Consider the following 26819-nt stretch of genomic DNA (forward strand, 5'->3'; position numbering starts at 1 on the left):
CGGCGCTCACGCGCTCTGCGGTGCCGCCGCCCCTTCGCGCGAGTACACGAGCTCTCCGCCGACGATCATGTGGTCGACCCGGACCTCGGACAGCTCCGCCGGATCGGTCTTCCAGGGGTCGCGGTCGAGCACGATGAGGTCGGCCTGCTTGCCCTTCTCGATCGAGCCGTACTCGCTCTCGAGGCCGAGGGCGCGGGCCGCGTTGATCGTGTGCATCCGCAGCGCCGTGTCGAGGTCGATAGCCTCCTCCGGCTCGATGATCGCGCCGGTGAAGCTCGTGCGCGTGATCGAGCACTGCATGCCGAAGAACGGATTGGTCTGCCGCTCCTCCGCACCCGTGTACACGTCGGAGCTTCCGTTGAGCTCGAGGCCGCGTTCGGTCAGGCTGCGGAACGGGAAGCGGCCGTGCGCGCCCGTCTCGCCCAGATACACCGGGAAGTAGTCGCCGAAGTTGTAGAGGAACCCGGGCTGCGGCATCGGGAGGACGCCGGACTCCAGCCAGCGGTCGACCGCCTCCGGGCGGGTGAGCAGGTTGCCGAGGTGCTCGATGCGCACCGTCGGCCCGTTCGTCACACCGGACGCGAGGACACCGCGGATGATCGCGTCCTGCGCGCGCTCGCCGTTGCCGTGCACCGCGAGCTCCAGCCCGGCATCCGCGGCGCGGCGCACGAGCGAGGCGATGCGGGAGCTCGGGAGGTTGATGCGACCGCGCGAACCCGGACGGATCGCGACCTCCTTGCGGTAGGCCACCCACGTCGCGGCGTTCTTCGAGGAGAAGCCGCCGTCGGCGAAGACCTTCACGCCGGCCACGCCGAACCGGTCGGACGGACGCTCGATGTTCGCGTCGCCGCGGAACGCGTCGTCGAAGGGGACCGTGCCGGGCGCGCACAGGAACGTCAGCACGCGCTGCGGGATCCGTGCGTCGGCGACGAGCCCGGCGTAGGCCTGGACGCCCTCGATCGAGCCGGCGATGTCACCGACGACGCTCACGCCGTACCGCGTGAAGAGCTGCGCCACGCCGGTCTGCAGCACGTCGGCCATGTCGAACGGCGGCGCCACGATCGGCAGCATCGCGTCGATCTCGCTGACGAGCCCGGTCGGCTTCCCGTCGGAGCCGAGCTCGACGATCGCGCCGCCCATCGCGCCCGCCGCGTTGCCCGCGAAGCGGCCGAGGTCGGAGGCCTCGATGGCCGCCGAGTTCAGCAGCGAGGTGTGACCGCCCGCGTGGATGACGATCGGGACCGTCTTCGACACGGAGTCGAGCTCATCCCGGGTCGGGTAGCGGCCGTCGGCGAGCTTCTGGTTGAAGAACAGGTTCGCCTGCGCCGTGAGCCAGTAGCCCTGCCCGGTCGGGAATCCGACGAGGCCGTCGCGCAGCGCGTCGAGCACGTCGGCAACGGTGCGGCAGCGCGGCACGCGGCAGTCGACCATCGTCGAGAGAGCGAGCGACGACACCTCGGTGTGAGCGTGCGGGTCGACGAACGCGGGCAGGACCACCCGGTCGCCGAAATCGAGCACGCCGCCCTTCGGGACGTCGCCCAGGCCGGCGATGCGACCGTCCGCGATGCTCACCCCGCGGGCCGTCGAGCCCGCCCGGTCGATCGTGCGGATGTCCCCGCGGACCCCGGTGACCGTCGTGGTCGCGGGGCTCATACGAGCACCTCGACCTTCTGGTTGAAGGGGACCATGACCTCCTTGGCGAACAGCTCCATGCCCGCCATGACCTCTTCGTGCGTCGGGCCGAAGTCGAACATGAGCATGAGCTCGGTGACGCCCAGGTCGGCGTACGCCTGCACCTTGCGGATGCACTCCTCCGGCGTACCGAAGATGAGGTTCTCCCGCACCTCGGCGCGCGTCGGCTCCTTCTCGAGAGGCTCGGGCGCCACGTAGCCGCGCGGGTCGGCCGTCTGGGTGAAGTAGTGCAGGCGCTGGTTGATGCGGTGGTTGATCAGTGCCTCGTCGATGCGCTTCTCGATCGCGGCCTCGTCGTGGCTCGGCGCCACGCCGCGGAGGATCGTGAGCTGCTGGTCGACACCGCCGTCGGGCCGCGTGGCGCGGCCGCGGTGGAACGTGGCAGCGGTCTCCTCGACGGCCGACATCGGGCGGATGAACGGCCAGTTCGACACGTTGTAGCCGCGCGCGGCCGCCCACTCGATCGTGGGCGGGGTCATCGCCGTCATCCAGAACGGCGGGTTCGGCGTCTGCGTAGGGTGCGGCCAGACCGCGGCGTTGTCGAAGTCGTAGTACGTGCCGTGGTACGAGGTCTGGTAGTTGGGGTCCGCCCAGATCTGCTCGAGCACCTCGAGCGCCTCGGCAAAGCGCGCCTTGTTCTCGGTGTACGGCACGCCGAGCTTCTCGAACTCGTACTCGTACGCACCGCGGCCGACGCCGACGTCCAGGCGGCCGTGCAGCGAGTTGTCCGCCATCGCGATCTCGGCGGCGGAGATGAGGGGGTGGCGCGTGGTGAGCAGGATCGCCATCGTGCCGATGCGGATGTCGAGGTCGTGGCCGACGTGCTGGGCGAACATGAGCGCATTGGGGGTCTGCATGAAGTGGATCAGGTGGTGCTCGGGCACCCAGATGCGCTTGTAGCCGAGCCGGTCGGCGAGGACGGCCTCTTCCCGCTTCTCGTCGAGGACGGAGCGCGAGTAGGCCTCGGGCTCGTGGATGCGCTGCGAGGAGAAGAAGATCGAGAAGTCCATGGTCGGATTCCTTTGTGAGTGTTCGGTTCGACCGGGTGTTGCCGGATGCGAGGATCGCACGGTCGTCGAGACGACTGGCACGACGCTAGATGACGGTCCTCGGGTGCGCATTGGACATCGGTATGTGCGTATCCGACGCGCGTTGGACAGGCGTACGGCCGGGGTTCAGGCGCGCGGCCCGTGGTACTCCTCGTCCGTGACGAGGTCGTCGAGTTCGAAGGAGACGCCCTCCGCGTCGGTCGGCTTGATGGCCATGTGCACCATCAGCCGATTCGGCGCAGCACCGTGCCAGTGCCGCTCCCCGGGCTCGAAGTAGACGCAGTCGCCCGGCCGGATGACCTGGATCGGCTGACCGTCGCGCTGGCACAGGCCCTCGCCCTCGGTGACCCAGATCGACTGCCCGAGCTCGTGCGTGTGCCACGCCGTGCGCGCGCCGGGCGCGAAGTGGACGATGACAGCCTCGAGCTTCGCCTCCGGCGGGAAGGCGTGCACCGGGTCCCAGCTCACGTCGCCGGTGAACCAGGTCGGCGGAGCCACCTCGGTGGGTCGTTCGCCGCTGCGGATGATCTTCATGGTCTCCTCGTTCTCTCGCTCGCGACGTCCGGATCCCCCGGGAGGGTCACGGCATCCAGAGCTCGTCCTCCTGGGCGTCGACCTCCGCCTGGGCGGAGATCGACAGCGCGCGGATCGCGCCGAGCAGCAGGTCGCAGACATACGTGTCGAAGTGGGACTGCTCGGCGCCGCCACACGCGATCACGAGCCGCCCGGAGGCGTCGATCGCACTGCCGCCGAACTTCGTCATGCCCGATTCCAGCAGGTACGGCAGGTCACGGACGATCGTCTGGGACGGCAGCCGGTACTTGAAGGACATGTAGGCCTTGGCCCGGGCGACCACGTCGTACTCGAACGGCCACTCGGAGCGCTCGCCGAACGAGTGGCTCCACAGCACGACGTCGCGGACGAACGCGGGGTCCTCCGAGCCGCCGGCGTACTCGGGACCGTACTCGCGCGTCGGGTCGAGCACGACGAGCTCGCCGAACGACGACTCGAACAGGCCGTCGGGGGCGAAGTGCTGCTCGATCGCCGGACGCACGAGCTCGAAGGCCGCAGCGCACAGCTCAGGGGTGAGAAGGGACGAACGTGTCATGGGGTTTGCTCCTCGGGAGGCGGTCGGGGCAGACGGACGGGGTCAGCTCACCCGCACGAGGGCGGAGGAGTCGAACATGACGCCGCCCTTGTACACGAGGGGCTCCTGCTCGCTGGCGCGGGCCGCCACCACCTCGGCGATGAACATCGTGTGGGTAGAGGCGTGGACGCGCTCGTGGATGCGCGCCTCGAAGACGCCGGCCACGCCGTCCAGCACGGGCACTCCGGTGACGCCGGGCGCCCAGCCGAGGTCGTGGAACTTGTCCCCGCCGGACTTGGCGAACGCCGAGGCGACCGCGACCTGATCGCTCGCGAGGATGTTGACCGCCAGGTGCTCGGCATCCGTCAGCGCACTGTGCGTCGACGACGTGGTCGCGACGCACACCAGGATCAGCGGCGGGTTCAGCGAGACGCTCACGAACGCGTTCAGCGCGAGACCCTTCGGCTCGCCGTCGGCGATCGTCGTGACCACGGTCACGCCGGTGACGAACTTGCGGTGCACGGAGCGGACCGCCTCGGAGAGCTCGACGCTGCCCGCGAGATCCGCCGCGGCGGACGCGCCCAGCGACGAGTACCCGACCGCGCGCAGCAGCTCGACGGGGCTCCACGACGCGCGCTCCTCGACGACCTGGTCGCCCTCGAAGCGCACGATGGAGATGCCCGACACCTCCACCGGGCGGCCGGTGGCCGGCACGCCGAGGAACTCGCCCCGGTGCGTGCCCGTGCTCCGCCAGCTGATGACCAGGCGGTCCTCCTCGCGGACGACGTCCTCCAGGACCGTGCTGAGGTCGGGGAACGCCCCGCGGGTCGCCGCGATGGAGTCCTTCAGCTCGGCCAGCGTGGACTCGGCGCCCGAGTTGCTGCGGCGACGGTACGCGTCCGACAGGACGCCGTCGAGCGCATCGAGATCACCGGTGTTCCATGCCCGCTGGTACGCGTCGAGATACCGGTCCTGTGCGGTGCTCATGCAGCCGCCTCCTTCGTCTTCGCGTTACTTCTGGATGACGAACGGGTCGGCGGTCGGCGCCTCCGACAGGTTCACCCACACGGTCTTGAGGCGGGTCATCTCGAGCACGCCGTACTCGCCGCCCTCCTTGCCGTGACCGCTCGACTTGAAGCCGCCGAACGGCGCCAGCGGGCTGAGCGCACGGTACGTGTTCACCCAGACGGTGCCCGCGTCGAGCTGGTGGGCGATGCGGTGGGCGCGGTTCACGTTCTGCGTCCACACGCCCGCGACGAGGCCGAACGCCGAGTCGTTCGCCTGGCGGACGACCTCCTCCTCGGTGTCGAAGCGGATGACCGACAGCACCGGGCCGAAGATCTCCTCGCGCGTGATCCGCATCTCGCTCGTGACGTTCTCGAAGATCGTCGGGGCGACGTAGAAGCCGGAGGCGAGGTCGCCCTCCGACACGCGGTTGCCGCCGAAGGTGAGGTCAGCGCCCTCCTCCTGACCGATCCGGATGTAGTCGAGGATGCGGTTCATGTGCGCCTCGTAGGCCACCGGGCCGATCTCGGTCTCCGCGGCGAGCGGGTCGCCGAGGCGGATGCCGGACATCCGCTCCTTGACCTTGTCGAGCACCTCGTCGTAGACGGCGTTGTGCAGGTACACGCGCGAGCCCGCGGTGCACGCCTGGCCGCCCGCGGCGAAGATGCCCGAGATGATGCCGTTGGCGGCGTTGGAGGTGTTGGCGTCGTCGAAGACGATGTTCGGCGACTTGCCGCCGAGCTCCAGCAGCACCGGCACGTGGCGCTCGGCCGCTTTCTTGGCGATCGCGGTGCCGGTCGAGGTGCCGCCCGTGAAGGCGATGAGGTCGACACCCGGGTGGGCGACGAGCGCCTGGCCCACGTCGGCGCCGGTGCCGGTCACGACGTTGACGACGCCACGGGGGACGCCGGCCTCGTCGAGGATCTTCATCATCTCGAGGATGCCGGCGGAGGTGATCTCCGAGGGCTTCACGACGACGGTGTTGCCCATCGCGAGCGCGGCGGCGATCTTGTGGCTCGCGAGGTTGATGGGGGCGTTCCACGGCACGATCGCGGCGACGACGCCGATGGGCTCGCGACGGAGGTAGGTGAGGTTCGTGCCCACGGTCGGGACGACCTCGCCGCCGACCTTGTCGGCCCAGCCGGCGAAGTACTCCCAGATGATCGGCAGGTTGCCGTACAGCGCGCGGGTGTCGCGGATGAGCTTGCCGTTGTCGTTGGTCTCGAGCATCGCGAGATCCTCGGCGCGGGCGGCGAGCCCGTCGGCGACGCGGCGGAGCAGGCGGCCGCGCGCGGAGGGGGTCAGACCTGCCCACGCCGGCGAGACCAGCGCGGCGCGGGCGGCGCGGACAGCGCGGTCCACGTCGGCGGCGCCGGCCGAGGCGACCTGGTACCAGGCTTTGCCGGTGGCCGGGTTGATGCTGTCGAGGTAGCGGTCCTCGGCGGGCGAGACGAACTCTCCGTCGATGAAGATGTCGTAAGTCGGCAGAGTCGTAGTGCTCAACGTCTCCCTTTCGTCGTCGCGCATCCGGATCGCGCGGAGCAGAGCGCGCGGATGGACCGCGCGTACTGGCAAGCTACTGGGCGACCCTCTCCGGGCCGTATGGACGCATGTCCGAAGATGGATGGCCCGCCTGCGCCAGATGGGCCGACTCGGAGCACGTCGGGCCGCGCCACACGGCCCGGGATCGCCCGTCATGACTGGCCTTCTGGACGACGACCCGCCCCCCGCCTCGGGCTAGCGTCGAGCCGACGCAATCGCGTCGATCCCCCGCCGGAGGAGCCCTCAGATGCCCCTGTTGCACATCAGCTACGCCCCCGCCGTCCTCTCCGCCGAGGACCTGCGCGACGCCCTCGCGCCGCTGGCCCACACCGCCGCCGCCCAGCTCGGCCTGCGGGACACGGATGTGGCGGTGGAGGTGCGCCCGCCGTCGGAGCTGACGCTGAACCAGCGCGACGTCGCGCTCGTGTTCGACTGCTCGCCGGACCCCGAGGGCCGGCGGACGAAGGAGCAGCTGCACGCGCTCGCCGAGGCGCTCCTCGCCACGATCAGCGAGCACCTGCGGGCGCGCGGGCTGCCCGTCGACGCGGGTGTGTTCGCGCGGATGCCGGGAGTGGGCACCTACGTGGCGCACGCCGCCACCGAGGCCTCCGAGTGAGGCGCGCCTTCGTCACGGGCGCGGGCGGCTACGTCGGCACCGCACTGGTGGCCGACCTCGCCGCGCACGGCTGGGAGGTGACCGGCCTCGCCCACACCGATGCCGATGCCGCCGCTGCCCGTGCGGCCGGTGCGACCGTCGCCCGAGGCGGCCTGGACGACCTCGACCTGCTGCGCGCCCACGCCGCGGCATCCGACGCCGTCCTGCACCTGGCGTTCCGCCACGACCTCCCCGACTACGCCGAGGCCGTCGCGATCGACCGGCGCACGATCCGGCTGCTCGCCGGGGCGCTGCCGGAGGGTGGACGGCTGGCCACCACGGGAGCGACCGCGTCGCTGCCGGCCGGCCGCACCGGGATCGAGTCCGACGCGGCTGATCCCGGGGCGCCGAGGCGCGGCAGCGAGGACGAGACCGCCGCCGCGCGGGACGCCGGCGTCGCCGCGACGCTCGTGCGGCTGCCGCCGTCCGTCCACGGCCCCGGCGACGAGCGCGGATTCGTGACGCGCCTGATCGCCCTCGCCGCCGCTTCCGGCCGCTCGGCCTACGTGGGCGACGGCGAGTCCCTGTGGCCCGCCGTGCACCGGGCGGATGCGATCCGCGTGTACCGGGCCGCGGTCGAAACCCCGCACGCCCCCGCCGTGCTGCACGCCGTCGCCGAGGAGGGCATCGCCTTCGGCCGCATCGCCGCGGCCATCGCCGCACGCCTGGACGTGCCCACCATCAGCCTCAGCCCCGAGGCCGCCGCCGAGCACTTCGGCGTCCTCGCACGGTTCGCGAGCCTGCACAATCCGACCTCGAGCGCGCTCACCCGCGAGCTCACCGGGTGGGAGCCCACGCATCCCGCGCTGCTCGACGATGTCGCCGACGCCGAGGCGTACCCCGCGTGATGCCGCGTCGCGCCCCCAGCGTCGGGGGCGCGACACCGTTTCGTTATCTTCGGCCGCACCCGCGCCGGCGCCCCGGTCTCCAGACGGACGGCGGGCAGACGGCACCCCCGGTCCGCTCAGTGAGACAGGTGTCCAGCCTTCGAAGGACTCGTTGGCCAATCGACCATACCGGGGTGACAGCGGCCGTGGATACGTTTCGGGGCAAGGCAGCGCATACCCTGCGCTGCCGAATTGTCCAGTGTAACGCGCGTGTTTCAGCCGGGTACCCGGAGTGGCGAAACAAGGCGTAAGAAGACACGAAAGGTCGCAGTGGTCGCCCAGATCTCTCCTCCGGGAGTCCCGCCCGTCGAGGATGCCTTCCTCGTCGAGCGCCCGCCGACGTCGAGACTCCGCGGATGGCGCTCGCATCCCATCCTCCGTTTCCTGGTGACCCGCATCGCCGCGGGCCTGGTGACGCTGCTGGTGGTGTCGTTCGTCATCTACGCCGCCACGCGGGCTCTTCCGGGCGACGCGGCCCAGATCATCCTCGGCCGCAACGCCACGCCCGAGCTGGTCGCCGAGCTCCGCAGCCGGTTGGGCCTGGACATACCGCTGCCGGTCGCGTGGTGGAACTGGCTCACCTCCGCGCTCCACGGCGATCTCGGGGTGTCCACCGCGGCACTCGCCCAGAACAACACGGTGTACGTGTCGGACCAGATCGGCGACCTGCTGCGCAACAGCGCGATCCTCGCCGGTCTCACGATGCTGATCCTCATCCCCCTGTGCCTCGTGCTCGGGACGTGGATGGGCCTGCGCGCCGGACGCATCGGCGACCGCATCGCATCGCAGACGATGCTGGTGCTCGGCTCCTTGCCGGAGTTCGTGCTCGGCACGTTCCTGATCGCGATCTTCTTCGCTTGGCTGCACGTTCTGCCGCCGTTGGCGATGCTCGGAGCCAACGGCAATCCGCTCGCGCAGCCGGTGTCGCTGGTGCTGCCCATCCTGACGCTGCTCGGAGTGCTCGTCGCGTTCGTCGCCCGCCAGATCCGCGCGGGGGTCATCGAGTCGCTGCGGCAGGACTACGTCACGATGGCGCGGCTGTCCGGCATCGGCGAGCCGCGCGTCGTGCGCCGCTACGCGCTGCGCAACGCGATGGCGCCGAGCCTGCAGGCGATCGCCCAGTCGATCCAGTACCTGCTCGGCGGCATCATCGTGGTCGAGGCGCTGTTCGCCTACCCCGGCATCGGGCAGGCGCTCGTGAAGGCGATCTCCCTGCGCGACGTCGCACTGGTGCAGGGGATCGCGCTGATCCTCGCGGCCAGCTACATCGCCATCAACATCCTGGCCGATCTGCTCGTCATGCTGATGGTCCCGACCCTGAGGACGGCGGCACGATGACGGCCCTCATCACTCCCACGACCACCACCCCGACCGCGCGGCCGCGCCGCAGGGCGGTGCCGCGGATGTTCCGCTCCGGCGAGGGCATCGTCGGTGGCGTGATCCTGCTCGTGATCCTGGCGATCGCGATCTTCGGCCCGCTCCTGGCGCCGTACCCGCTCGATCGCCCGGTCGGCATCCCCGGCGGCGCCCCCACCGCGGGCCACCCGCTGGGAACCGACTTCCTGGGTCGCGACGTGCTCAGCCGGGTGCTCTACGGCGGCTGGTCCGTGATCTGGGTCGTGACGGTCACGATCGTCCTCACGTACCTCATCGGCGTCTTCGTCGGCATGGCCTCGGGCCTGCTGCACCCCTTCGTCGGGGCGACCACGATGCGCGTGATCGACATCATCATCTCGTTCCCCGCGCTGCTGCTGATCCTCGTGCTCATCAGCGGCCTCGGGAGCCAGACCTGGGTGCTCGTGCTCGGAATGGTGCTCGTCCTCTTCCCGGGCGTCTCGCGGATCGTGCGAACAGCGACCATGGAAGTCGCGACCCGCAGCTACATCGAGGCAGCCTGGACCCGAGGCGAGCGCTGGACCTGGGTGGCGGCCCGCGAGGTGTTCCCGAACATCTCGCACGTCGTCCTCGCCGACCTCGGTGTCCGGTTCTCCAGCGCCGTGATCCTGTCGGCCAGCGTGAACTTCCTCGGCCTCGGCACGCAGCCGCCGGCGTCGAACTGGGGCCTTCTCGTCGCGGAGAACCGCGACTACATCGGCTCGAACCCCTGGGCCGTCCTGGTGCCCGCCATCCTGCTGGCGCTGCTCACCGTCTCGGTGAACCTCCTCAGCGATGCCTACGTCCGCAGCCTGGGAAGGTCGAGAATTTGAACACGCAGCGTCCCGTCGTCGACCTTCGAGGTCTGGTCGTCCGTGACCGCGAGGGCGCCGCGATCGTCGACGGAGTGGATCTCCGGCTGCACGCCGGGGAGGTCATGGTTCTGGCCGGCGAGTCCGGCTCGGGCAAGACCACCGTCGCGCTGTCGCTCCTCGGCCACTGCGGAGACGGCCTCACGATCGCGGAGGGCACCCTCGAGATCGCCGGCCGGGCGATGCGCATGGACGATTCGATGCGCAAGAGCCGCGGCTCGCTCATCTCGTACGTCCCGCAGGACCCCAAGCGCGCGCTGAACCCCGCCCTGCGGATCGGCGACTCGCTGCGCGACGTCGCCCGTGCGCACGGCCGGAGCACCGACGGCCTCGTCACGCGGCTGCTCCAGGCCGTCGGGCTGCCCGCCACGGAGACCTTCGAGCGCCGGTACCCGCACCAGCTCTCCGGCGGACAGCTACAGCGCGTGTCGATCGCCGCCGCGCTCGCGTGCGAGCCGTCGGTGATCGTGCTCGACGAGCCGACGACCGGCCTCGACGTCGTGACCCAGGCGAAGATCCTCGCCGAGCTGCGCCGCGTCCGCGACGAGCAGGGGGTCGCGATGATCTACGTCACGCACGACCTCGGCGTCGCCGCGGAGGTCGCCGACCGCCTCGCCGTCATGTATGCCGGCGAGCTCGTGGAGGACGGCCCCGCGCACCGGGTGCTGTCGCGGCCCCGCCATCCCTACACGCGCGGCCTGCTCGCCTCGATCCCGGACCACGTGAGCCCCCACAAGCTCCAGCCGCTGCCGGGCGTCTCGGTGAGCGTCGGCGAGCGCCCGACCGGATGCCGCTTCGCGCCGCGCTGCCCGCAGCGCGTCGACCGGTGCGAGGCCGAGAAGCCTCTCCTCGAGCTCCTGCCGGTCGGCGAGGAGGCGCGCTGCTTCGAGTGGGAGCGGACGCCGCGGATCGAGCACGTCCCGCTGCGACTCACCGACCGCGTCGTCGAGGTCACGGCGGACACGGTCCCCGTGCTCGACGTGCGCCAGCTGTCGGCGTTCCACCGCTCCGCGGGCGAGCGCATCACGGTGGCCCGCGACATCACGTTCCGGATCGAGCGCGGCGCGTCCGTGGCCCTCGTCGGCGAGTCCGGCAGCGGTAAGACGACGATCGCCCGCACGATCGCTGGCCTGCACACGGACGCGACCGGGGAGGTGCTGCTGGACGGCACGGCGATGCGCGCCATGGCCCGGCATCGCCCGATCGCGCAGCGGCGCAGCGTGCAGATGGTGTTCCAGAACCCGGCCGAGGCGCTGAATCCCCGGCACACGGTGACGCAGTCGATCGGCCGCACGCTCCGACTCCTGCGCGGGATGCACGGCGCGCAGGTGAAGCAGGAGGTGTCGCGCCTCCTGGACCTCGTGCGGCTGCCGCAGCGGCTGGCAGGGCGCTACCCGCTGGAGCTGTCCGGCGGCGAGCGTCAGCGCGTCGCGATCGCCCGCGGTCTCGCCGCGGGCCCGGAGCTGCTCCTGTGCGACGAGGTCACCTCGGCGCTGGACGTGTCGGTGCAGGCCGCGGTCCTGCAGCTGCTCGGCGACCTGCGCCGCGACCTCGGCCTCAGTCTGCTGTTCATCACGCACGACCTCGGCGTGGTCGCCGCGGTCGCCGACGAGGTCATGGTGCTGCGCGGCGGTCACGTCGTGGAGGACGGCACCACGGCACAGGTGCTGGAGCGCCCGCAGCATCCGTACACGCAGAGCCTGCTGGAGGCGGCGCCGTCGATCGAGGCGACGATGCAGCAGTGGGCCGACAGCGACCAGAAGAACCAGACCCTTGCCAGCGCCGAACGCGAGTCGGCCTGACCATCCCGGTGTCCCACCCATCCGCACACATGAAAGGTCCGAGGACATGACCACACGCACCTCCGCGCGACGACGCGCGTTGCGCTTGGCGACCGCCGCTACGGCGGCAATCGCCCTGGCGCTCCTCGCCGGCTGCAGCGCCGGCTCCAGCACCACCACGGGGCCGACCCCGCCGCCGTTCCTGTCCAGCAGCGGCGACGGCACCCCGGTCAAGGGCGGGGAGCTTCGGGTCGGCGTCATCTCCGGTGGCCCGGCGGAGTCGGTGAACCCCGGTGTCACGAGCACCTACGGCGACCACGCTCGCGTGCTGTCGATCTACGACCGCCTGTTCGAGCAGAAGATCGACAACCCCGGCACCACCGACTTCTCGATCTCCTACGCCCCTTCTCTCGCGACGGCGGCCACCTCGAACGCCGACGCCACGCTGTGGACCATCACTCTCCGCAGCGGCGTCCTCTGGCAGGACGGGTCGCCGTTCACCGCTGCGGACGTCGTGTGGGCCATCCAGAACGTCTGGTCGGACCAGCGCGACTCGATGTACGCGTACGCCACGACGACGATCGACATCCCCAACGTGCACGCCACCGACCCGCTGACCGTCGTCATCCCCATGAAGATGGGCACGGCCGAGTTCCCGTCGCTGCTGACGATGAGCGGCGCCTCCATCACGAAGAACGGTGAGTCGTTCGACGACCTGAGCGCGCACCCGATGGGCACCGGTCCGTTCGAGGTGTCGTCGTTCAGCCCCGGTGACCGCACCGAGTTGGTGGCCAACCCCCACTACTGGCAGCCGGGCAAGCCGTATCTCGACAAGGTGACGCTTGTGTCGTTCACCGACGAGGGCGCCCGCTCCAACGCCCTGCTCAGCGGCTCGATCGACGCCGCGCCGAACTACTCGTTCTCGCTCGCCGCGGCGAACCTGAACAATCCGGCGGTCAAGATCCTCAACGTCCCCTCGGGCGGCACGCACTACATCTACGTGAACCTCGAGCAGGCGCCATACAACGACCCGCGGCTCGTGGAGGCACTGAAGCTGCTGGTGGACCGCCAGACCATGATCCAGAACGTGTTCAACGGTTTCGCGACCGAGAGCAACGACCTGCTGGGGCTGGGCACGCAGTACTACGACAGCTCCTCGACACGCAGCTACGACCCGGACAAAGCGCGACAGCTCATCAAGGACGCGGGCCTCGAGAACGCCAAGCTCGAGATCACGACCGCACCCGCGATCGCCGGCTTCGTCGAGGCGGCCACGCTGTTCGCCGAGCAGGCGCGCGCCGTCGGACTGGACGTGAACGTGAAGCAGGTCGATCCTTCGACCTACTTCACCACCGCCGGCGGATGGCTGAGCCTGCCGATGGGCCAGGACCAGACGCTCGCGTTCCCGTCGCTCACGGCGTACTACCTGACGTTCTTCACCCCGACGGCGTACGCGGATGAGACGCACTGGGGCGCGTCGCATCCCGACTCCGCGCCGGCGATGCTGCAGGCGATGTCTGCGACCGACCCGACCACGGCCAACAGCATGTGGGCGGCGGTACAGAAGCAGCAGTTCGACCAGGGCGGCGTGATCGGCGTCGGCAACGCGAACGAGGTCGACGCGGTCGCGCCCAACGTGCGCGGTCTCACCGCCACCGGATCGTCGGTGGCGCTGAACAACTTCCGTTTCCAGGACGCCTGGATCACCCAGTAACGTCCCCCGGGGTCTCCCGTCTGCGAAGACGGGAGACCCCTCTCTTTTGCATCCAAGGAGTCGATCCATGACCACAGAGCCCGATCCCCGCACCGCGCCCGTCCGCATCCTCCTCGTCCACGGCTCCTGCCACGGCGGCTGGTGCTGGGAAGAGGTCGTCGGCCCGCTCGAGGAGCGCGGCTGGCTCGTGAGCGCGCCCGACCTGCCGCTCACCTCGTTCTTCGACGACGCCGAGGCCGTCGAGCAGGAGATCGCCGCCGCGAAGGCCCGCGGCGAACGGGTCGTCGCCGTCGGGCACAGCTACGGCTGCCCCGTGATCACGCAGGGCGGCGACGACGCCGATCACCTCGTGATCTGCGCCGGCCCCGTGCCCGACATCGGCGAGACCGTTGACGACGAGCGCGCGGTGACGCCGGAGGTGATGCCCGCCGACGTGTACCTGCCCGGCGGGATGTTCACGCTCGATCCGGAACGGGCCGTCGCGGGCTTCTTCCACCGCTGCACGCCCGAACAGGCCCGCCGCGCCGGCGAGCGCATGCGTCCGATGCCGGCCGCATCGTTCACGGAGCACGTGACGAAGGCGGCGTGGAAGCACGTGCCCACGAGCTACATCGTGACCACCGACGACCACGCCTTCGGGACGTCGTTCCAGCGGTCGCTGCTCCCGCGCGTCCGCGACTACGTCGAGTTCGACTGCGACCACTCGCTGTTCTACTCCGCGACCGATCAGCTCGTCGCGCGCCTGGACGAGATCGCGACCGAGGTCGCGGCCCGCGGCGAGTCCGCCTGACCCACCGCTCACCGCAGAGACGAAGAGAGCGGCCGCCCGACGGGCGGCCGCTCTCTTCGTTCGTGCGGCGGGTCAGCGCTGCGCGTGGTCTCCCAGGTGCCAGGGGGCCGGGTTCTGCGCGTACGCGGCGTAGTCGCCGGGGATGCTGATGCCCGGGATCTGCGGCTCCCACTCGCTGTCGAGGAGCTCGGCGGGGTCGCCGAACTTCGCGGCCAGCTCGCGCACCTCGGGGTCGTCGAGGGCGGCCAGGCGGCCGTCCTTGATCGGGACCTCGACGGTGCCGTCGGCGGCGGTGATCTCCACGGTCGGCCACATGAGGTGGACGTGCAGGTGGCCGTAGGGGTGGCCGAGCTTGCCCGCGTTGTTCTCCGCCTCCGAGGGACCGGCCGTGCCGAATCCGAGGTGGATGACGCCCGAGCGATAACGCTCCCACTCCGTGCCACCCGTGGAGATCGTGTCGATCTTCGACGGACGACGCACCCAGGGGTTCGTACCGACGGCGACCTCCCAGAGCCAGAACAGGCCCTTGCCGGGGAACTGGTCGTACTGCAGGTCCTCGGTCTCCTCGAGCAGTGCGCGCCAGCCCTCGCCGTAGCCGCCTCCGCCTTCGACGCTGACGATCTTGCCCTTCTCGAGGGTCGCGGTCAGCTGCGGGTAGGGCTTCGAGAAGTGCGTGAGCGTGCCCTTGATGACACCCGACGCGTCCTGCAGCGGGTTGATCGGGGGGCCCGGGTGGTACATCAGGTGACCGATGCACGGGTCCTCCGCGAACCACGTCGTCGGGGCCACGGTCGTCCAGTAGTCCTCGAGGAGGGTGTACGAGAAGTCCGTGCCCTCCTTGTCGGTGATCCGGACCTTCGCGCCCTTGCCGCGGGCCCACACCGGATCCCACGCCTTCTTGTTGATGAGGTCGTGCAGCTCGCGCGGGAAGCGGTTCGACTTGTCGATGAAGTGCTCGAGCATCTGCCAGGCGTGGCCCTCCCAGCGGAAGTCCGCCGAGCCGGGGAACGCGCGTCCCTGGATGTGGAGGTCGTAATTGCGCCACTCGACGAGCTTGCGCACCCACGGGATCTCCAGGTAGCGGCGCGGCCGGTACGTGTCCTCGTGGCCCTTCCAGGGCTCGCGGCGGATGTTCGCCTCGATCTCGTCCGTCTCCGTGATGAGGCGGTCCACGCCCTCATCCGCGATCACGATGTCGACCTTCGCACCCCGCTCGCGCAGCACCTTCGCGATGGCGAGCGGAGCGGCCAGGTGCACGCTCGAGCCGATCGCGATGAGCACCTTGTCGCCGGGCTTCGTCTCGCCGTATCCCTGGTATCCCGGGCTGTACGTCTTCGAGTACAGGTCGAGGAACTCGGGCTGATCGGCGAGAAACTTCGCCTGCTCCAACGCTGCTTCAAGGTTGTCGATCTGTTCGTCGCCCAAAGCTGCCTTCCCTTCTGTCATGTCCACGCCACGGCCGGAGCCGGGCGTCACGTCTGTTGAGTCTTCTCACCATGAATCGGGCGCGCCGAATTCACAATTGGAGGTTGTCCACCGTCTCGCCCGCGAGTCGGCTACTTGGCCAAGACCCTCACTGCCGCCCGATCCGGGCGAACACGTCGGGCTTCGTCCGCTTGAAGATGGACGCGACGATGATGCCCACCACGATGAGGCCGTACACGGCGACGAGGCAGATCGTCACGACCACCGGACCCGCCGTGATCATCTGATCGATGTTGAGCGTCGCGAGCACGAGGGAGACGCCCAGGCCGACGAGCGCGAGGAGCGGAGCGAACAGGCGCTTCCACAGGTTCGCGCCCGGGGGACGGGTCCGCGCCAGGTACGCGATCGCCGCGATCGTCACGAGGATGAGCATGACGAGGAGGGCGTATCCGCCGGCGCCGGTCACCTGCGGGTAGATGAACGCGGCGGCACCGCCGAAGAACGCGAGCAGGACCACCATCGCGAGGATGACGATGCCCGTCGCCACCGAGGCGCGGTACGGCGAGCCCTGCTTCTCGTGCACGACGGCGAGCGACTTCGGGAGGATGCGGTCGTATCCGAGGTTGTAGAGGTAGCGGGCGATCGTGTTGTACCCCGCGAGGATGCCGGCGAACAGGCTCGTGACCGTGAGCACATTGAAAAGGTCCCGTCCGATGACGCCCAGGTAGCGCTCGGCGGAGTCGAGGAACGACCCCAGCGGGTTGGCCTGGGCCGCGGCCACGACGTCGTCGGTGCCCACCGCGACGATGAAGGCGTACGCCGAGATCGTGTACAACACGCCGATGATGAGGATCTGCAGGTACGTCGCGCGGGGGATCGTGCGGTTGGGGTTGCGCACGTCCTCGCGGAAGATGACGGTCGCCTCGAAACCGCTGAGCGAGAGCATCCCGAACAGGAGCGCCAGACCCACGCTTCCCGAGAGCGCGTTCTGCGGGAGGAACGGCGCGACGGTCAGCCCGTTGGCCCCGCCCTGGCCGAGGACGACGAGGTCGTAGACGACCACCACGACGATCTCGACGATGAGGAACACCGTGAGGACCCGGGTGGAGATGTCGAGCCGCAGGTATCCGAGCACCGCGATGATCGCCAGGATCGCGAGGGAGAACACCCACCACGGGATGTCCGGACCGCCCCATCCGACGATGAGGGACTCCACGGCGAAGCCGACGAAGGACGTGCCACCGCCGACGATCGCGAAGTACTGGGCGGTCGCGAGGAACCCGACGCCGAGCCCGAGCCGCTTGCCGAGGCCCGCGGTGATCATCGCGTAGAAGCCGCCCGGCCGCGGCAGGTGCCGCGCGAACGTCGTGAACCCGACGGCGAAGAGGAGCGCGATGACCGCGACCATGATGTACGCCCAGGGCGCGCCGATCCCGTTGCCGACGGCCACGACGACCGTGACATATCCCGTGACGATCGCGATCGGCGCGTTGTACGCCAGAGTCGTGAAGACGAGGCCCGCGGTGCCCATCCTGCCGCTGAGGCCCTGATGCGGCTCCGGCTCACCTCCGATCGAGGCCGAACTGGGCACAGGCTCCAACGAGTCCGTCGTCGCGGGCATGTCTGTCATCGGGGCTCCTCCATCGCAACCGATCGTTCGCCGCGGTCGACAAGGAGACCTTCCCCACCGAGGCTTCTCGTCACTATCTTGAGTCACGTCGGCGCGCGGATATGGCCACTCGTCGGAACGTCGCGGTCTCCGGTAGGCCGCCTAGCCGATGCGAGCCGCTGCCGCCGGTCGGCAAGCTCAGTCTGACGACGGGAGACGCGCCATGGTGACGCTCTTGGAGAGCTACGCGAACGGCTCATGGTTTCGATCCGGCGAGGAGGGCGCGCCCCTCCGGGACGCGGCCACCGGCGAGGAGGTCGCGCGGATCTCGTCCGCCGGTCTCGACCTGTCCGCGATGGTCGAGCGCGCCCGCACCGTCGGGGGCCCCGCCCTCCGGGACCTGACCTTCCTCCAACGGGCCGACCTGCTCGAGGCGGTGGTCGGCGTCGTCGAGAGCAACCTCGACGAGCTCTACGAGCTGTCCTTCCACACCGGCACGACGCGGCCGCACTCGGCGGTCGACATCTTCGGCGCCACGTACACGGCGAACGCCTACGTCGCGATCGCCCGCAGCGAGCTGCCCGACGCGCAGCTGTACCTCGACGGCCCCGTGCTGCCGCTGAGCGCGGACGGCTCGTTCTCCGGCCGGCACCTGTACTCCTCGCGCCCGGGCGTGGCCGTGCACATCAACGCCTTCAACTTTCCGCTGTGGGGCTTCCTGGAGAAGTTCTCCACGTCGCTGCTCGCGGGGCTGCCCAGCATCCTGAAGCCCGCGAGCCAGGGCGCGTACGTCGCGGAGCGCGCCGTCCGCCGCATCGTCGAGGCGGGCGTGCTGCCCGACGGCGTCCTGCAGCTCGTCAGCGGCAGCGCCGCCGGCCTCCTCGACCGGCTCGGCGTCCACGACGTCGTCGCGTTCACCGGATCGGCGTCCACCGCGGCGACGCTGCGCGCCGACCCCGCGGTCGTCCACCGCGGGGTCACGCTCGGCGTCGAGGCCGACTCGCTCAACGCGACGATCCTGGGCCCCGACGTCGAGGCCGGCAGCCCCGAGTTCGACCTGTTCGTGCAGGGCGTCCTCACCGAGACGACCGTCAAGTCGGGCCAGAAGTGCACGGCGATCCGGCGCATCTTCGTGCCCGAGGAGCGCGCCGCCGAGGTGGCCGACGCGGTGGCGGCACGCTTCGCGGAGGTCACGGTCGGCGACCCGCGTCGCGACGACGTCACGATGGGCGCCCTCGTGAGCCTCGAACAGCGCGATCTCGTGCGCGAGGCCGTGCGCACGATCGAGCGGTCGGGACGCGTCGTGTTCGGCGACCCGTCCGCGGTGGACGTGGTGGACGGCGACGCCGAGCGCGGCGCGTTCATGGGCCCGATCCTGCTCCAGGCCGACGGAGCGGCGCGCGAGCCGAACGAGGTCGAGCCCTTCGGGCCCGTGACGACGCTCATCCCGTTCGCAGACCTCGACGAGGCCGCGGGTCTCGTCGCCCGGGGTGGCGGCAGCCTCGCCGGATCGCTCGTCACGCACGATCCGGACGTGGCGGCCCAGGTCGTGCGCGCGATCGCGCCGTGGCACGGCCGGATCCTCGTGCTCGACCGCGACGCGGCGGCGGCATCGACCGGGCACGGCACGCCCCTGCCGGAGCTCGTCCACGGCGGCCCCGGCCGCGCCGGCGGGAGCGAGGAGCTCAGCGGCATCCGCAGCATCCTGCACCAGATGCAGCGGAGCGCGGTGCAGGGCTCCCCCGCCATGCTGGACGCCATCGCCGGAAGCCAGGGAGGGAACCGCTGATGCGACGCATCACCGTGCTGTACGAGAAGCCGTCCGATCCCGCGGGCTTCGACGCGCACTACCCGACGCACATCCAGCTGGTCCTGGCGCTGCCCGGCCTCCGGCGGTTCTCGTGGTCGCGCCCAGACGAGGGCGACGACGCCCGCCCCTATCTCGTCGCCGAGCTGGACTTCGACGACGCGGACGCCGTCGCCGCGGCGCAGGAGTCGCCCGCGATGACGGAGGTCGTGGCGGATGCCGGCGGCATGGGCGTGCCGATGATCCTCTTCACCGGCGACGTGGAGCAGGCCGCGCCGTAGCCCGCGTCACCTCGTGTTGGCCAATGGGACGGGCGGCGCGGAAGACGTTGGACAGGCGAAGGGGCCGAGGTTTTCTATCGTCGAGACATGACGACGACGACTTCGGAGATCACCCTCGAGTGCCTGGTCTATGACGCCGAGACCTCGGCCGGGGCGTATCGCCTGGTCGACGAGGACTCGCGCTTCCTCCGTGTGGTGGAGGGATCCACCCCGGTCCCGCAGGGTGGGGTCGTGCGGCGCACCCGCGGCACGGTCCTCTACGACTCGGGACCGGTCGAGCCCGGCGCGACCCTGTTCGTCGCGCTGTTCCCCGTCCCCGCGGAGGCGACCGAGGAGTTCGACGCGTGGTTCATCGAGGAGCACTCGCAGCTGCTCCTCGACCACGAGGACTGGCTCCGCGCCCGTCTCGTCGAGCTGCCCGGGGGCCGGTTCTCCCGTCTCGTGATCCACGACCTCGCGAACGCCGACGTGCTGCTCTCGCCCCACCGGGCCGCGGCCGGTCAGACCGAGCGGACTCGCGTCGCGCTCGCCGGCGACTGGCCCGCCGGCGCCGTCCGCTACACCGCCAACCAGGCCTAGCCGCGGCGACTCCGAGCCCCCCCACCCCCCCACCCCACCCCACCCCCGTGACGAGGGGAGGAGATGGGACGAGCGGAGGATCAGGACGCCAGGATCGGTCCTCCCCCGGTTCCATCTCCTCCGCTCATGCCGGGGCGGTGGGGTGATGCCTGGGGCGGATGGGGTGATGCCTGGGGCGGATGGGGTCATGCCGGGGGCGGATGGGGTCACGCGGGGGCGGAGCGGGCGAGCTCGACGTAGAGGGCGGTCTGGTCGAGGGCTGACTGCAGGTTCCGGCCGCTGAGGTTCGCCCAGCCCGGGCCCCACGTGAGCTGCGGCGCGACGGTCCAGGCATCCGTGCCGCGGCCGGAGGCGAGTGCCGTCCGGACCTCGGCGAGGCGCGCGCGGACGTGCGCCTCCACGTCGCGCCGGCGCTCGCCGAGCGGGCGGAAGCAGTAACCGTGCCCGGGGCCGACGTCGTCCGCGTCGTATGCCGCGAGCAGCTCGAGAGACTCCAGGAACCGGCCGACCGCGTTCCCCTCCCCGCCGTGGGAGCGGCCGATCGGCGGGTTGATGTGCGGGAGCAGGGTGTCCCCGGTCAGGACGAGACCCTCGTCCTCCAGCACCAGCACGACGTGGCCGGGGCTGTGCCCGGGCGTGTGCCGCACGCGCACCCGGCGCCCGGGGATCGGCAGGAGCTCGCCGTCCGCCACCGGCTCGAGCTCGTCGGGCACGGTCAGCGCCGGCGGCGTCTCGCCCGTGATCTCGATCAGCGACGCGCGGGAGATCGGCATCCCCCACCGCCGCATGCGGGCGTCGAGGCCGTCCGTGTAGCGGGATCCCCTCGACTCGGCGCGCAGCTCGGCGATCTCGGCCGAGTGCAGACGGACCGGGCAGCCGGACTCGCGCGCGAGCCATGCGGCGAGGCCCGAGTGGTCCCGGTGGAAGTGGGTGAGAGTGATCGAGCGGATCCCCCTCGGATCCGTCCCGCTCTCGGCCACCACGGCGGACAGGTACGCGCGGTTCTCCGCGGTGTCCTGGCCGGGATCCACGACGTGGACGCCGGACTCCTCGTCGCGCAGCAGATACGCGAAGGAGTGCGGGATCCCCCGCCGGAACGGCACGCCCACGGCACGGACCCACGAACGCAGCGCGACGGGCTGGGGGACCGTGCCGGCGCGGTGGGCGAGGTACTGGGACTCGTCGAGCGGCTCGATCACATGGCCTCCGTATCTCCTCAGCATCTTGACAGATGTCCGTCCCCATCCTACGATCGCGTTTACGATCAGCTGTCCTTATTTACGAACGCGAGGCAACACGTGACTCCCCCAGACGCAGAGATCGGCACGGGCCTCGCCGCCGCCCGCTTCACCGACGAGATGCTCGCCGAGATGCGGGCCCTGATCGGGACGGAGCTGCGCACCGCGTCCTCCGTCAACAACGAGTACGCGACCCGGCTCGCGATCCTGCGCTTCGCGGAGGGCATCGGCGACGACAACCCGCTGTGGACCGACGAGGAGTACGCGGCCGGCACCGCGTTCGGCGGGATCATCGCGCCGCCGAGCTTCATCTTCGCCTGCCTGGGCTCGGTGCAGGTGGGCTGGCGCGGCCTTGGCGGCTTCCACGCCGAGACGACGATGGAGTTCCACCGCCCCATCCGGGTCGGCGACCGGATCGACGCGCGCGTCGTGTTCGACGGGTTCGACGGCCCGATCGAGGCGAGCAACTTCGCAGGTCGCCGGATCAAGGACTACCTGCGGCAGGAGTACCGCAACCAGGACGGCGAGCTGGTCGCGACGTTCATCTGCTCGCGGATGCGCTTCGAGCGCACCGAGATGCAGGCCAAGCGCGAGTCGCGCAAGATCGAGCTGCCGCACCCGTGGACGGACGAGGAGCTGGCGCAGATCGAGGAAGACGTCCTCGCGGAGTCGCCCCGCGGCGCCGTGCCCCGCTACTGGGACGACGTCGAGGTCGGCGACGAGCTGGATCCCGTGACCAAGGGCCCGATCGGCCTCACCGACGAGATCGCGTTCGTCGCGTCCGGCGCCGCGCCGATCCCGCGCCTCTCCGCGCACGGCACGGCCCTGCGGCGCTACAAGAAGCACCCGAAGTGGGCTTTCCGCGACCCCAACACGCACGCGCTCGAGCCCGTCTACTCGGTGCACTACAACGACTACGCCGCGCGCCTCCAGGGCGCGCAGATCGCGTACGACGTGGGCATCCAGCGCACGTGCTGGCAGATCCACCAACTGACGAACTGGATGGGCGACGACGGCTTCGTCAAGTCGCTGCACGGCCAGTACCGCGCGCACGTGTACCTGTCGGACGTCGTCCGGCTCAGCGCGAAGGTCACCGAGAAGTTCGTCGACGACGACGGCGACCACGTCGTGCGCATCGAGACGTGGGCGACCAACCAGCGCGGACAGAACGTCATGCCCGGTTCCGCCGTCATCCGTCTGCCGCTCGCACCGAACGGCGACCGGGGATGAGCTGGGGCGGCGAGGTCGTCCCGGTCCGCGTCGGCGGGATCGACTACAAGATGTACGCGGAGCGGCCCCGGCGGCTCAGCGAACTCGTGCCGTTCGCGGCACGGTGGGGCGACCGGCCGCACATCGTCCAGGGCGATCGGGTCGTCCGGTTCGACGAGTTCGGTGCGGCCGTCGCCTCACGCGCCGTGTGGCTCGAGGCCGCGGGGATCGGCGAGGGCGACCGCGTCGTCATCCTCGGCTGGAACAGCCCCGAGTGGATCGTGAACTTCTGGGCCATCGTGTCGGTCGGGGCGGTGGCCGTCCTCGCGAACTCGTGGTGGAGTGACGCCGAGCTCGCCGACGCGCTGAAAAAGGTCGAGCCGCGTGCCGTCGTCGCGCACGACCGGCTCGCCGCACGCGTCCCGCCGGAATGGCCGGTGCTCCCGTGGACCGCGGACGTCGACCTGGCCGCCCTCGGCATGCCCGCCGGCGATCCCTCGACGGACGAGAACGCCCCCGCGGCCATCATCTTCACCTCGGGCACCTCGGGTACGCCGAAGGCAGCCGTGCTCTCGCATCGCGCGCTGCTGGCGGGCCTGCAGATGCTCCTCCACATCACGCGCCGCCTCCCCCATCAGGTGGACGAGTCCGCCGGCGAAGCCGCCCTGCACACGGGCCCGATGTTCCACGTCGGCGGCATCCAGACGCTCCTGCGCGCGATCTGCGTCGGCGACACCCTCGTGATGCCGGCCGGGAAGTTCGACCCCGCGGAGGCGATGCGCCTCATCGAGGCGTGGCACATCCGCCGCTGGAGCGCCGTGCCCACCATGGTCACGCGCGTCCTGAACGATCCCGAGATCGGGCGCTACGACCTCTCGACGCTGCGGTCGCTCACGGTCGGCGGCGCGCCCATCCACGCGGATCTGCTGGCCTCCATCCGCACCGGCTTCCCCGGCACCGAGCCGCGCATCGCGACCGGCTACGGGCTCACCGAGAACGGCGGGCAGGCGGTCGCCGCGTCCGGCAAGGACACCGTCGACCGGCCCGGCGCGACCGGTCGGGCGCTGCCGTGCGTGGAGCTGCGCATCGCGGAGTCGGCGGAGGGCACGGACGGCGAGGTGCTCCTGCGCAGCCCCACCCAGATGACGGGCTACCTCGGCGCCGACGCGTCTCCGATCGACGCCGAAGGATGGCTCCACACCGGCGACCTCGGGCGCGTGGACGACGGATACCTGTGGATCACGGGCCGCTCGAAGGACATGATCATCCGGGGCGGCGAGAACATCGCGCCCGCGGCCGTGGAGGCGGCACTGGTGGCCCTTCCCACGGTCGACGACGCCCTCGTCTTCGGGCTGCCGAACCCGGACCTCGGCGAGGAGGTGGCGGCGATCGTGGTGCCCGCCCCCGGCTTCGACCAGGACGAGGTCGCCCGCACGCTCCGCGCGACGATCGCCGGTTTCTCCGTCCCCACGCGCTGGTTCCAGGCGGACGAGCCGTTCCCGCTGACGCACTCCGGCAAGGTGGACAAGAACGCCGTCGTCTCCCGCCTGCGCGCGGCGGAGATCGCCGGATGAGCGAGGAGCTCGACGTCACCGCCGACGGCCTCGTCGCGGTGGTGGAGGTTCGCCGCGGAGCGCACAACTTCTTCGACGAGGCCAGCCTGCGCGAGCTCGGCGACGCGCTCGTGGAGCTGGACGCGGACCCGCGGGTCCGCGTCGTCGTGCTCGGCGCCGCGGGTCGCAGCTTCTGCGCCGGCGCGGACCTGCGCGGCGTGGACCCGCACCTGCTGCGGCGCGTCTATCGCGAGGCGTTCCGGATCTTCACCACCCGGACGCCCGTCGTCGCGGCCCTCCACGGAGCGGTCGTGGGCGGCGGCCTGGGTCTCGCCCTGGCCGCCGACTTCCGGGTCGCCGGCCCCGACGTCCGGATGACGGCGAACTTCGCCCGTCTGGGGTTCCACCACGGGTTCGGGCTCTCGGTCACCCTTCCCGAGACAGTCGGCCGCCAATGCGCCACCGACCTCCTGTACTCGGGACGCAACGTCGCCCAGGACGAGGCGCTGGCGATCGGCCTCGTCGATCGCGCCGCCGACGACCCTCGGGCCGAGGCGGTCGCGTGGGCTCACGAGCTCGCCGGTTCCTCCCGCGCCTCTCTCCAGGCGATCCGGTCGACGATGCGGCGCGACCTCCTCGGTCGCGTCGCCGCCGCGCTCGACGTCGAGGCGACGGCTCAGACCGCGCTGCTCGGCACCCCGGACTTCGCCGAGGGCGTCGCCGCGGCCATCGAGAAGCGCGCGCCGGTCTTCACCGACTGAGCGCGCGGTCCCACGGCCGGCACCTCACCAGGCTTCCGCCAGGAGCCCGCGCAGCTCGTCGGAGGTGGCCGGGCGCGGGACCCGGGTGATGCTCCAGTCGTCCTCCGCGTGCGCCGCGACGTCCTCGAGGGCGTCGCGGTCGACCCCCACCTCCCGGAGCCGGCGCGGCGCACCCGCGCGCGCGAGAAGCTCCTCCACGGCATCCACGGCCTCGGCGGGGTCGGGCTCCCGCTCCGGCCGCAGGGCGGCCGCGACGGCGCGGAGCCCCGCATCCGTGACCCCCGCGTTGAAGCGCATGACGTGCGGCACGAGCAGGGCCTCCACGATGCCGTTCCCCACGCTCGACCGGCGCCCGAGGGCGTGCGACAGCGGCTGCGCGAGCCCCGTGCCGACGTAGTCGCTCGCCTCACCGATCATGAGCGACGCGATCATGAGCCGGACCCCGAGCGCGCCGTCGACGAGCTCGTCGCCGCCCGGCACTGCCGGGAGGTCGTCGCGCAGCATCCGCAGCGCGTGCGTCAGGTAGGCCTCGGCGAGCGGGTCGTCCGAACCGGACTGCAGGCCGTCGATCGCCATCGACAGCGCGTTCATGGCCGCGCCGCGCACGACGCGCCCCGGCGCGGTCGCGGCGACGGTCGGATCGAGGATCACGCCCGTAGCGCGCGCCTTCGGATCGAACAGCGCGAGCCGGGTCCCGGTCGCGACGTCGTGCACGCCGGCCCCCGCCTTCGCGTACGCGGTGGTCGGCGTCGACGGCACGATCCACTGCGGGATCTTCGGCGCGCTCAGGCGGGGGCTCACGAGACGGCCGTCGGCGCCGCGATGCGTCGCCAGCTCCGCCACCGAGCCCGACTCGGCGGCGAGGATCGTCGCCGCGCGCGCCGTCACGATCGCCGAGCCGCCGCCGATAACCACGACGCCCTGCACCTCCTCGGCGCGAATGAGGTCGCGGACGGTCTCGACGACCTCGACCGGGCTGTGCTCCTGCACCCCGTCGAAGAGCACGACGTGCCGCGGATCGAGCAGCTCGCGGACTCTGGCGAGGATGCCCGGATCCCGCCGCGCGAGCGATCCGCTGCACACGATCAGGACGCGCTCGACGCGGAGCCGCGTGAGCTCGGCCGGGAGCTGGTCGAGTGCGCCCGCTCCGGCGTGGAGCCTCAGCGGAGAGGAGAAGTGGCGCACGCGCGCTCCTTTCAGATCCGCCCGCTGCGCAGCGCGTTCAGGGTGTAGTCGCGGTGTTCCGTCATGCGCGCCGTGGCAAGCTCCACGTCCCGCGCCTCGAACGCCTCGACGAGCCCCTCGTGCTGGTGGTGCAGCACCTCCGGCGGCAGCGGGTCGTACAGCATGGTGCTCTGGAAGCGCCGCGAGGCGTCCCACAGCTGATTGAGGAAGCGCAGCAGCGTCTCGTTCCCGGTGCGCTCGAAGGCCACGAAGTGGAACTCGCGGTTGAGATCCAGGAAGCTCCCGCTGCGCGTGGCCATCGCCTTCCCGGCCCGCGCGTTGAGGTCGCGCATCCGCTCGACGTCCTCGTCGGTCAGCAGCGGCATGGCGACCCGGATCGCCTCGTCCTCCAGCACTTGACGGAGCCGGTAGGTCTCCTCCACCTGCTGGATGGAGACCTCGGTGACGAAGAAGCCGACGCGGGGCACACGCCGCACGTAGCCGGATGCCTCGAGCGAGGTCAGCGACTCCCGCACGGGGATGTGCGAGACGCCGAGCTGTTTCGCGAGGAACGCCGGGGAGAGCCGCTCGCCCGCGGCGATCTCGCCGCTGCTGATCGAGCGCACGAGCGATCTCGAGATGAAGTCGACGAGGGGCTCGTGCTGAACCTGTCCGGAGTCACGCTCCCGCACATTGGCCATGTCTCACATCCTCCACGTCGTCGTCCGGTCGGGGTTCCCGCCAG

Annotated in this window: 24 protein-coding genes; 13 read left to right on the top strand and 11 right to left on the bottom strand. The window is 70.9% G+C overall.

The genetic code is table 11. From position 1 onward, the window contains the following. Positions 1-6: 6 nt before the first annotated feature. The 6 genes from ABCS02_RS11225 to ABCS02_RS11250 form a co-directional block, all read right to left on the bottom strand. Positions 7-1653, bottom strand: coding sequence for an amidohydrolase family protein (locus tag ABCS02_RS11225; protein WP_345835719.1), 1647 nt, complete (start codon positions 1651-1653; stop codon positions 7-9). Beyond that, positions 1650-2702: an LLM class flavin-dependent oxidoreductase gene (locus ABCS02_RS11230; RefSeq protein WP_345835720.1), complete on the bottom strand. Its 1053-nt coding sequence runs from the start codon at positions 2700-2702 to the stop codon at positions 1650-1652. The genes ABCS02_RS11225 and ABCS02_RS11230 overlap by 4 nt, the downstream gene beginning before the upstream one ends. A gap of 165 nt (positions 2703-2867) precedes the next feature. After that, positions 2868-3275 (bottom strand): cupin domain-containing protein, encoded by a 408-nt coding sequence (locus ABCS02_RS11235; RefSeq protein WP_345835721.1) that lies wholly within the window; start codon positions 3273-3275, stop codon positions 2868-2870. A 46-nt stretch (positions 3276-3321) separates the two neighbouring features. Next, positions 3322-3849 carry a hypothetical protein gene (locus tag ABCS02_RS11240; protein ID WP_345835722.1) on the bottom strand — a complete coding sequence of 176 codons (528 nt, stop codon included), beginning with the start codon at positions 3847-3849 and terminating at the stop codon, positions 3322-3324. A 42-nt stretch (positions 3850-3891) separates the two neighbouring features. Beyond that, positions 3892-4815: a flavin reductase gene (locus tag ABCS02_RS11245; RefSeq protein ID WP_345835723.1), complete on the bottom strand. Its 924-nt coding sequence runs from the start codon at positions 4813-4815 to the stop codon at positions 3892-3894. A 24-nt stretch (positions 4816-4839) separates the two neighbouring features. Next, entirely contained in the window at positions 4840-6336 is a 1497-nt protein-coding gene (locus ABCS02_RS11250; RefSeq protein WP_345835724.1) for an aldehyde dehydrogenase, read from the bottom strand. A gap of 286 nt (positions 6337-6622) precedes the next feature. On the opposite strand from ABCS02_RS11250, the gene ABCS02_RS11255 reads away from it, so the two are divergent. From ABCS02_RS11255 to ABCS02_RS11285, 7 genes are all read left to right on the top strand, one after another. Next, positions 6623-6991 (top strand): hypothetical protein, encoded by a 369-nt coding sequence (locus tag ABCS02_RS11255; RefSeq protein WP_345835725.1) that lies wholly within the window; start codon positions 6623-6625, stop codon positions 6989-6991. Beyond that, positions 6988-7878, top strand: coding sequence for an NAD-dependent epimerase/dehydratase family protein (locus ABCS02_RS11260; RefSeq protein WP_345835726.1), 891 nt, complete (start codon positions 6988-6990; stop codon positions 7876-7878). Before ABCS02_RS11255 ends, ABCS02_RS11260 begins: the two co-directional genes overlap by 4 nt. 426 nt (positions 7879-8304) lie before the next feature. Further along, on the top strand, positions 8305-9255 hold the full coding sequence (locus ABCS02_RS11265; RefSeq protein ID WP_345835727.1) for an ABC transporter permease: 951 nt from the start codon (positions 8305-8307) through the stop codon (positions 9253-9255). Continuing rightward, the gene (locus tag ABCS02_RS11270) at positions 9252-10124 is read left to right on the top strand and encodes an ABC transporter permease (RefSeq protein ID WP_345835728.1); all 873 of its coding nucleotides are present in this window, start codon (positions 9252-9254) and stop codon (positions 10122-10124) included. The genes ABCS02_RS11265 and ABCS02_RS11270 overlap by 4 nt, the downstream gene beginning before the upstream one ends. Then, positions 10121-11965, top strand: a complete 1845-nt coding sequence (locus ABCS02_RS11275; RefSeq protein WP_345835729.1) for an ABC transporter ATP-binding protein — start codon at positions 10121-10123, stop codon at positions 11963-11965. The genes ABCS02_RS11270 and ABCS02_RS11275 overlap by 4 nt, the downstream gene beginning before the upstream one ends. A 46-nt stretch (positions 11966-12011) precedes the next feature. Continuing rightward, on the top strand, positions 12012-13658 hold the full coding sequence (locus tag ABCS02_RS11280; protein WP_345835730.1) for an ABC transporter substrate-binding protein: 1647 nt from the start codon (positions 12012-12014) through the stop codon (positions 13656-13658). 67 nt (positions 13659-13725) lie between these two features. Beyond that, the gene (locus tag ABCS02_RS11285) at positions 13726-14448 is read left to right on the top strand and encodes an alpha/beta fold hydrolase (RefSeq protein ID WP_345835731.1); all 723 of its coding nucleotides are present in this window, start codon (positions 13726-13728) and stop codon (positions 14446-14448) included. 72 nt (positions 14449-14520) lie between these two features. On the opposite strand, the gene ABCS02_RS11290 is transcribed toward ABCS02_RS11285, so the two are convergent. Both ABCS02_RS11290 and ABCS02_RS11295 read right to left on the bottom strand, forming a co-directional pair. Further along, the gene (locus ABCS02_RS11290) at positions 14521-15894 is read right to left on the bottom strand and encodes a hypothetical protein (protein ID WP_345835732.1); all 1374 of its coding nucleotides are present in this window, start codon (positions 15892-15894) and stop codon (positions 14521-14523) included. Positions 15895-16021: 127 nt separating this feature from the next. Beyond that, positions 16022-17503: an APC family permease gene (locus ABCS02_RS11295; protein WP_345835733.1), complete on the bottom strand. Its 1482-nt coding sequence runs from the start codon at positions 17501-17503 to the stop codon at positions 16022-16024. Between the two features lie 202 nt (positions 17504-17705). Here ABCS02_RS11295 and paaZ point away from each other — a divergent pair, with 202 nt between their 5' ends. From paaZ to ABCS02_RS11310, 3 genes are all read left to right on the top strand, one after another. Further along, entirely contained in the window at positions 17706-19271 is a 1566-nt protein-coding gene (gene paaZ / locus ABCS02_RS11300; protein WP_345835734.1) for a phenylacetic acid degradation bifunctional protein PaaZ, read from the top strand. Next, positions 19271-19570, top strand: a complete 300-nt coding sequence (locus ABCS02_RS11305; protein ID WP_345835735.1) for an EthD family reductase — start codon at positions 19271-19273, stop codon at positions 19568-19570. Before paaZ ends, ABCS02_RS11305 begins: the two co-directional genes overlap by 1 nt. Before the next feature lie 87 nt (positions 19571-19657). Then, on the top strand, positions 19658-20149 hold the full coding sequence (locus ABCS02_RS11310) for a hypothetical protein (RefSeq protein ID WP_345835736.1): 492 nt from the start codon (positions 19658-19660) through the stop codon (positions 20147-20149). 206 nt (positions 20150-20355) lie between these two features. Here the strand turns inward: ABCS02_RS11310 and ABCS02_RS11315 are convergent, their stop codons facing one another. Continuing rightward, a complete protein-coding gene (locus tag ABCS02_RS11315) occupies positions 20356-21348 on the bottom strand; it encodes an MBL fold metallo-hydrolase (protein WP_345835737.1) in 993 nt (330 codons plus the stop codon). 99 nt (positions 21349-21447) lie between these two features. Here ABCS02_RS11315 and ABCS02_RS11320 point away from each other — a divergent pair, with 99 nt between their 5' ends. The 3 genes from ABCS02_RS11320 to ABCS02_RS11330 are packed head-to-tail and all read left to right on the top strand — an operon-like array spanning position 21448 to position 24910. Next, positions 21448-22617: a MaoC family dehydratase N-terminal domain-containing protein gene (locus tag ABCS02_RS11320; protein WP_345835738.1), complete on the top strand. Its 1170-nt coding sequence runs from the start codon at positions 21448-21450 to the stop codon at positions 22615-22617. After that, positions 22614-24170, top strand: coding sequence for a class I adenylate-forming enzyme family protein (locus tag ABCS02_RS11325; protein WP_345835739.1), 1557 nt, complete (start codon positions 22614-22616; stop codon positions 24168-24170). The genes ABCS02_RS11320 and ABCS02_RS11325 overlap by 4 nt, the downstream gene beginning before the upstream one ends. Continuing rightward, positions 24167-24910 carry an enoyl-CoA hydratase/isomerase family protein gene (locus ABCS02_RS11330; protein WP_345835740.1) on the top strand — a complete coding sequence of 248 codons (744 nt, stop codon included), beginning with the start codon at positions 24167-24169 and terminating at the stop codon, positions 24908-24910. The genes ABCS02_RS11325 and ABCS02_RS11330 overlap by 4 nt, the downstream gene beginning before the upstream one ends. Positions 24911-24934: 24 nt before the next feature. Here the strand turns inward: ABCS02_RS11330 and ABCS02_RS11335 are convergent, their stop codons facing one another. Further along, a complete protein-coding gene (locus ABCS02_RS11335) occupies positions 24935-26095 on the bottom strand; it encodes an iron-containing alcohol dehydrogenase family protein (protein WP_345835741.1) in 1161 nt (386 codons plus the stop codon). An 11-nt stretch (positions 26096-26106) separates the two neighbouring features. Then, positions 26107-26775 (bottom strand): GntR family transcriptional regulator, encoded by a 669-nt coding sequence (locus ABCS02_RS11340; protein ID WP_345835742.1) that lies wholly within the window; start codon positions 26773-26775, stop codon positions 26107-26109. Positions 26776-26819: the final 44 nt, after the last annotated feature.

It is taken from the genome of Microbacterium sp. X-17 (assembly GCF_039615055.1).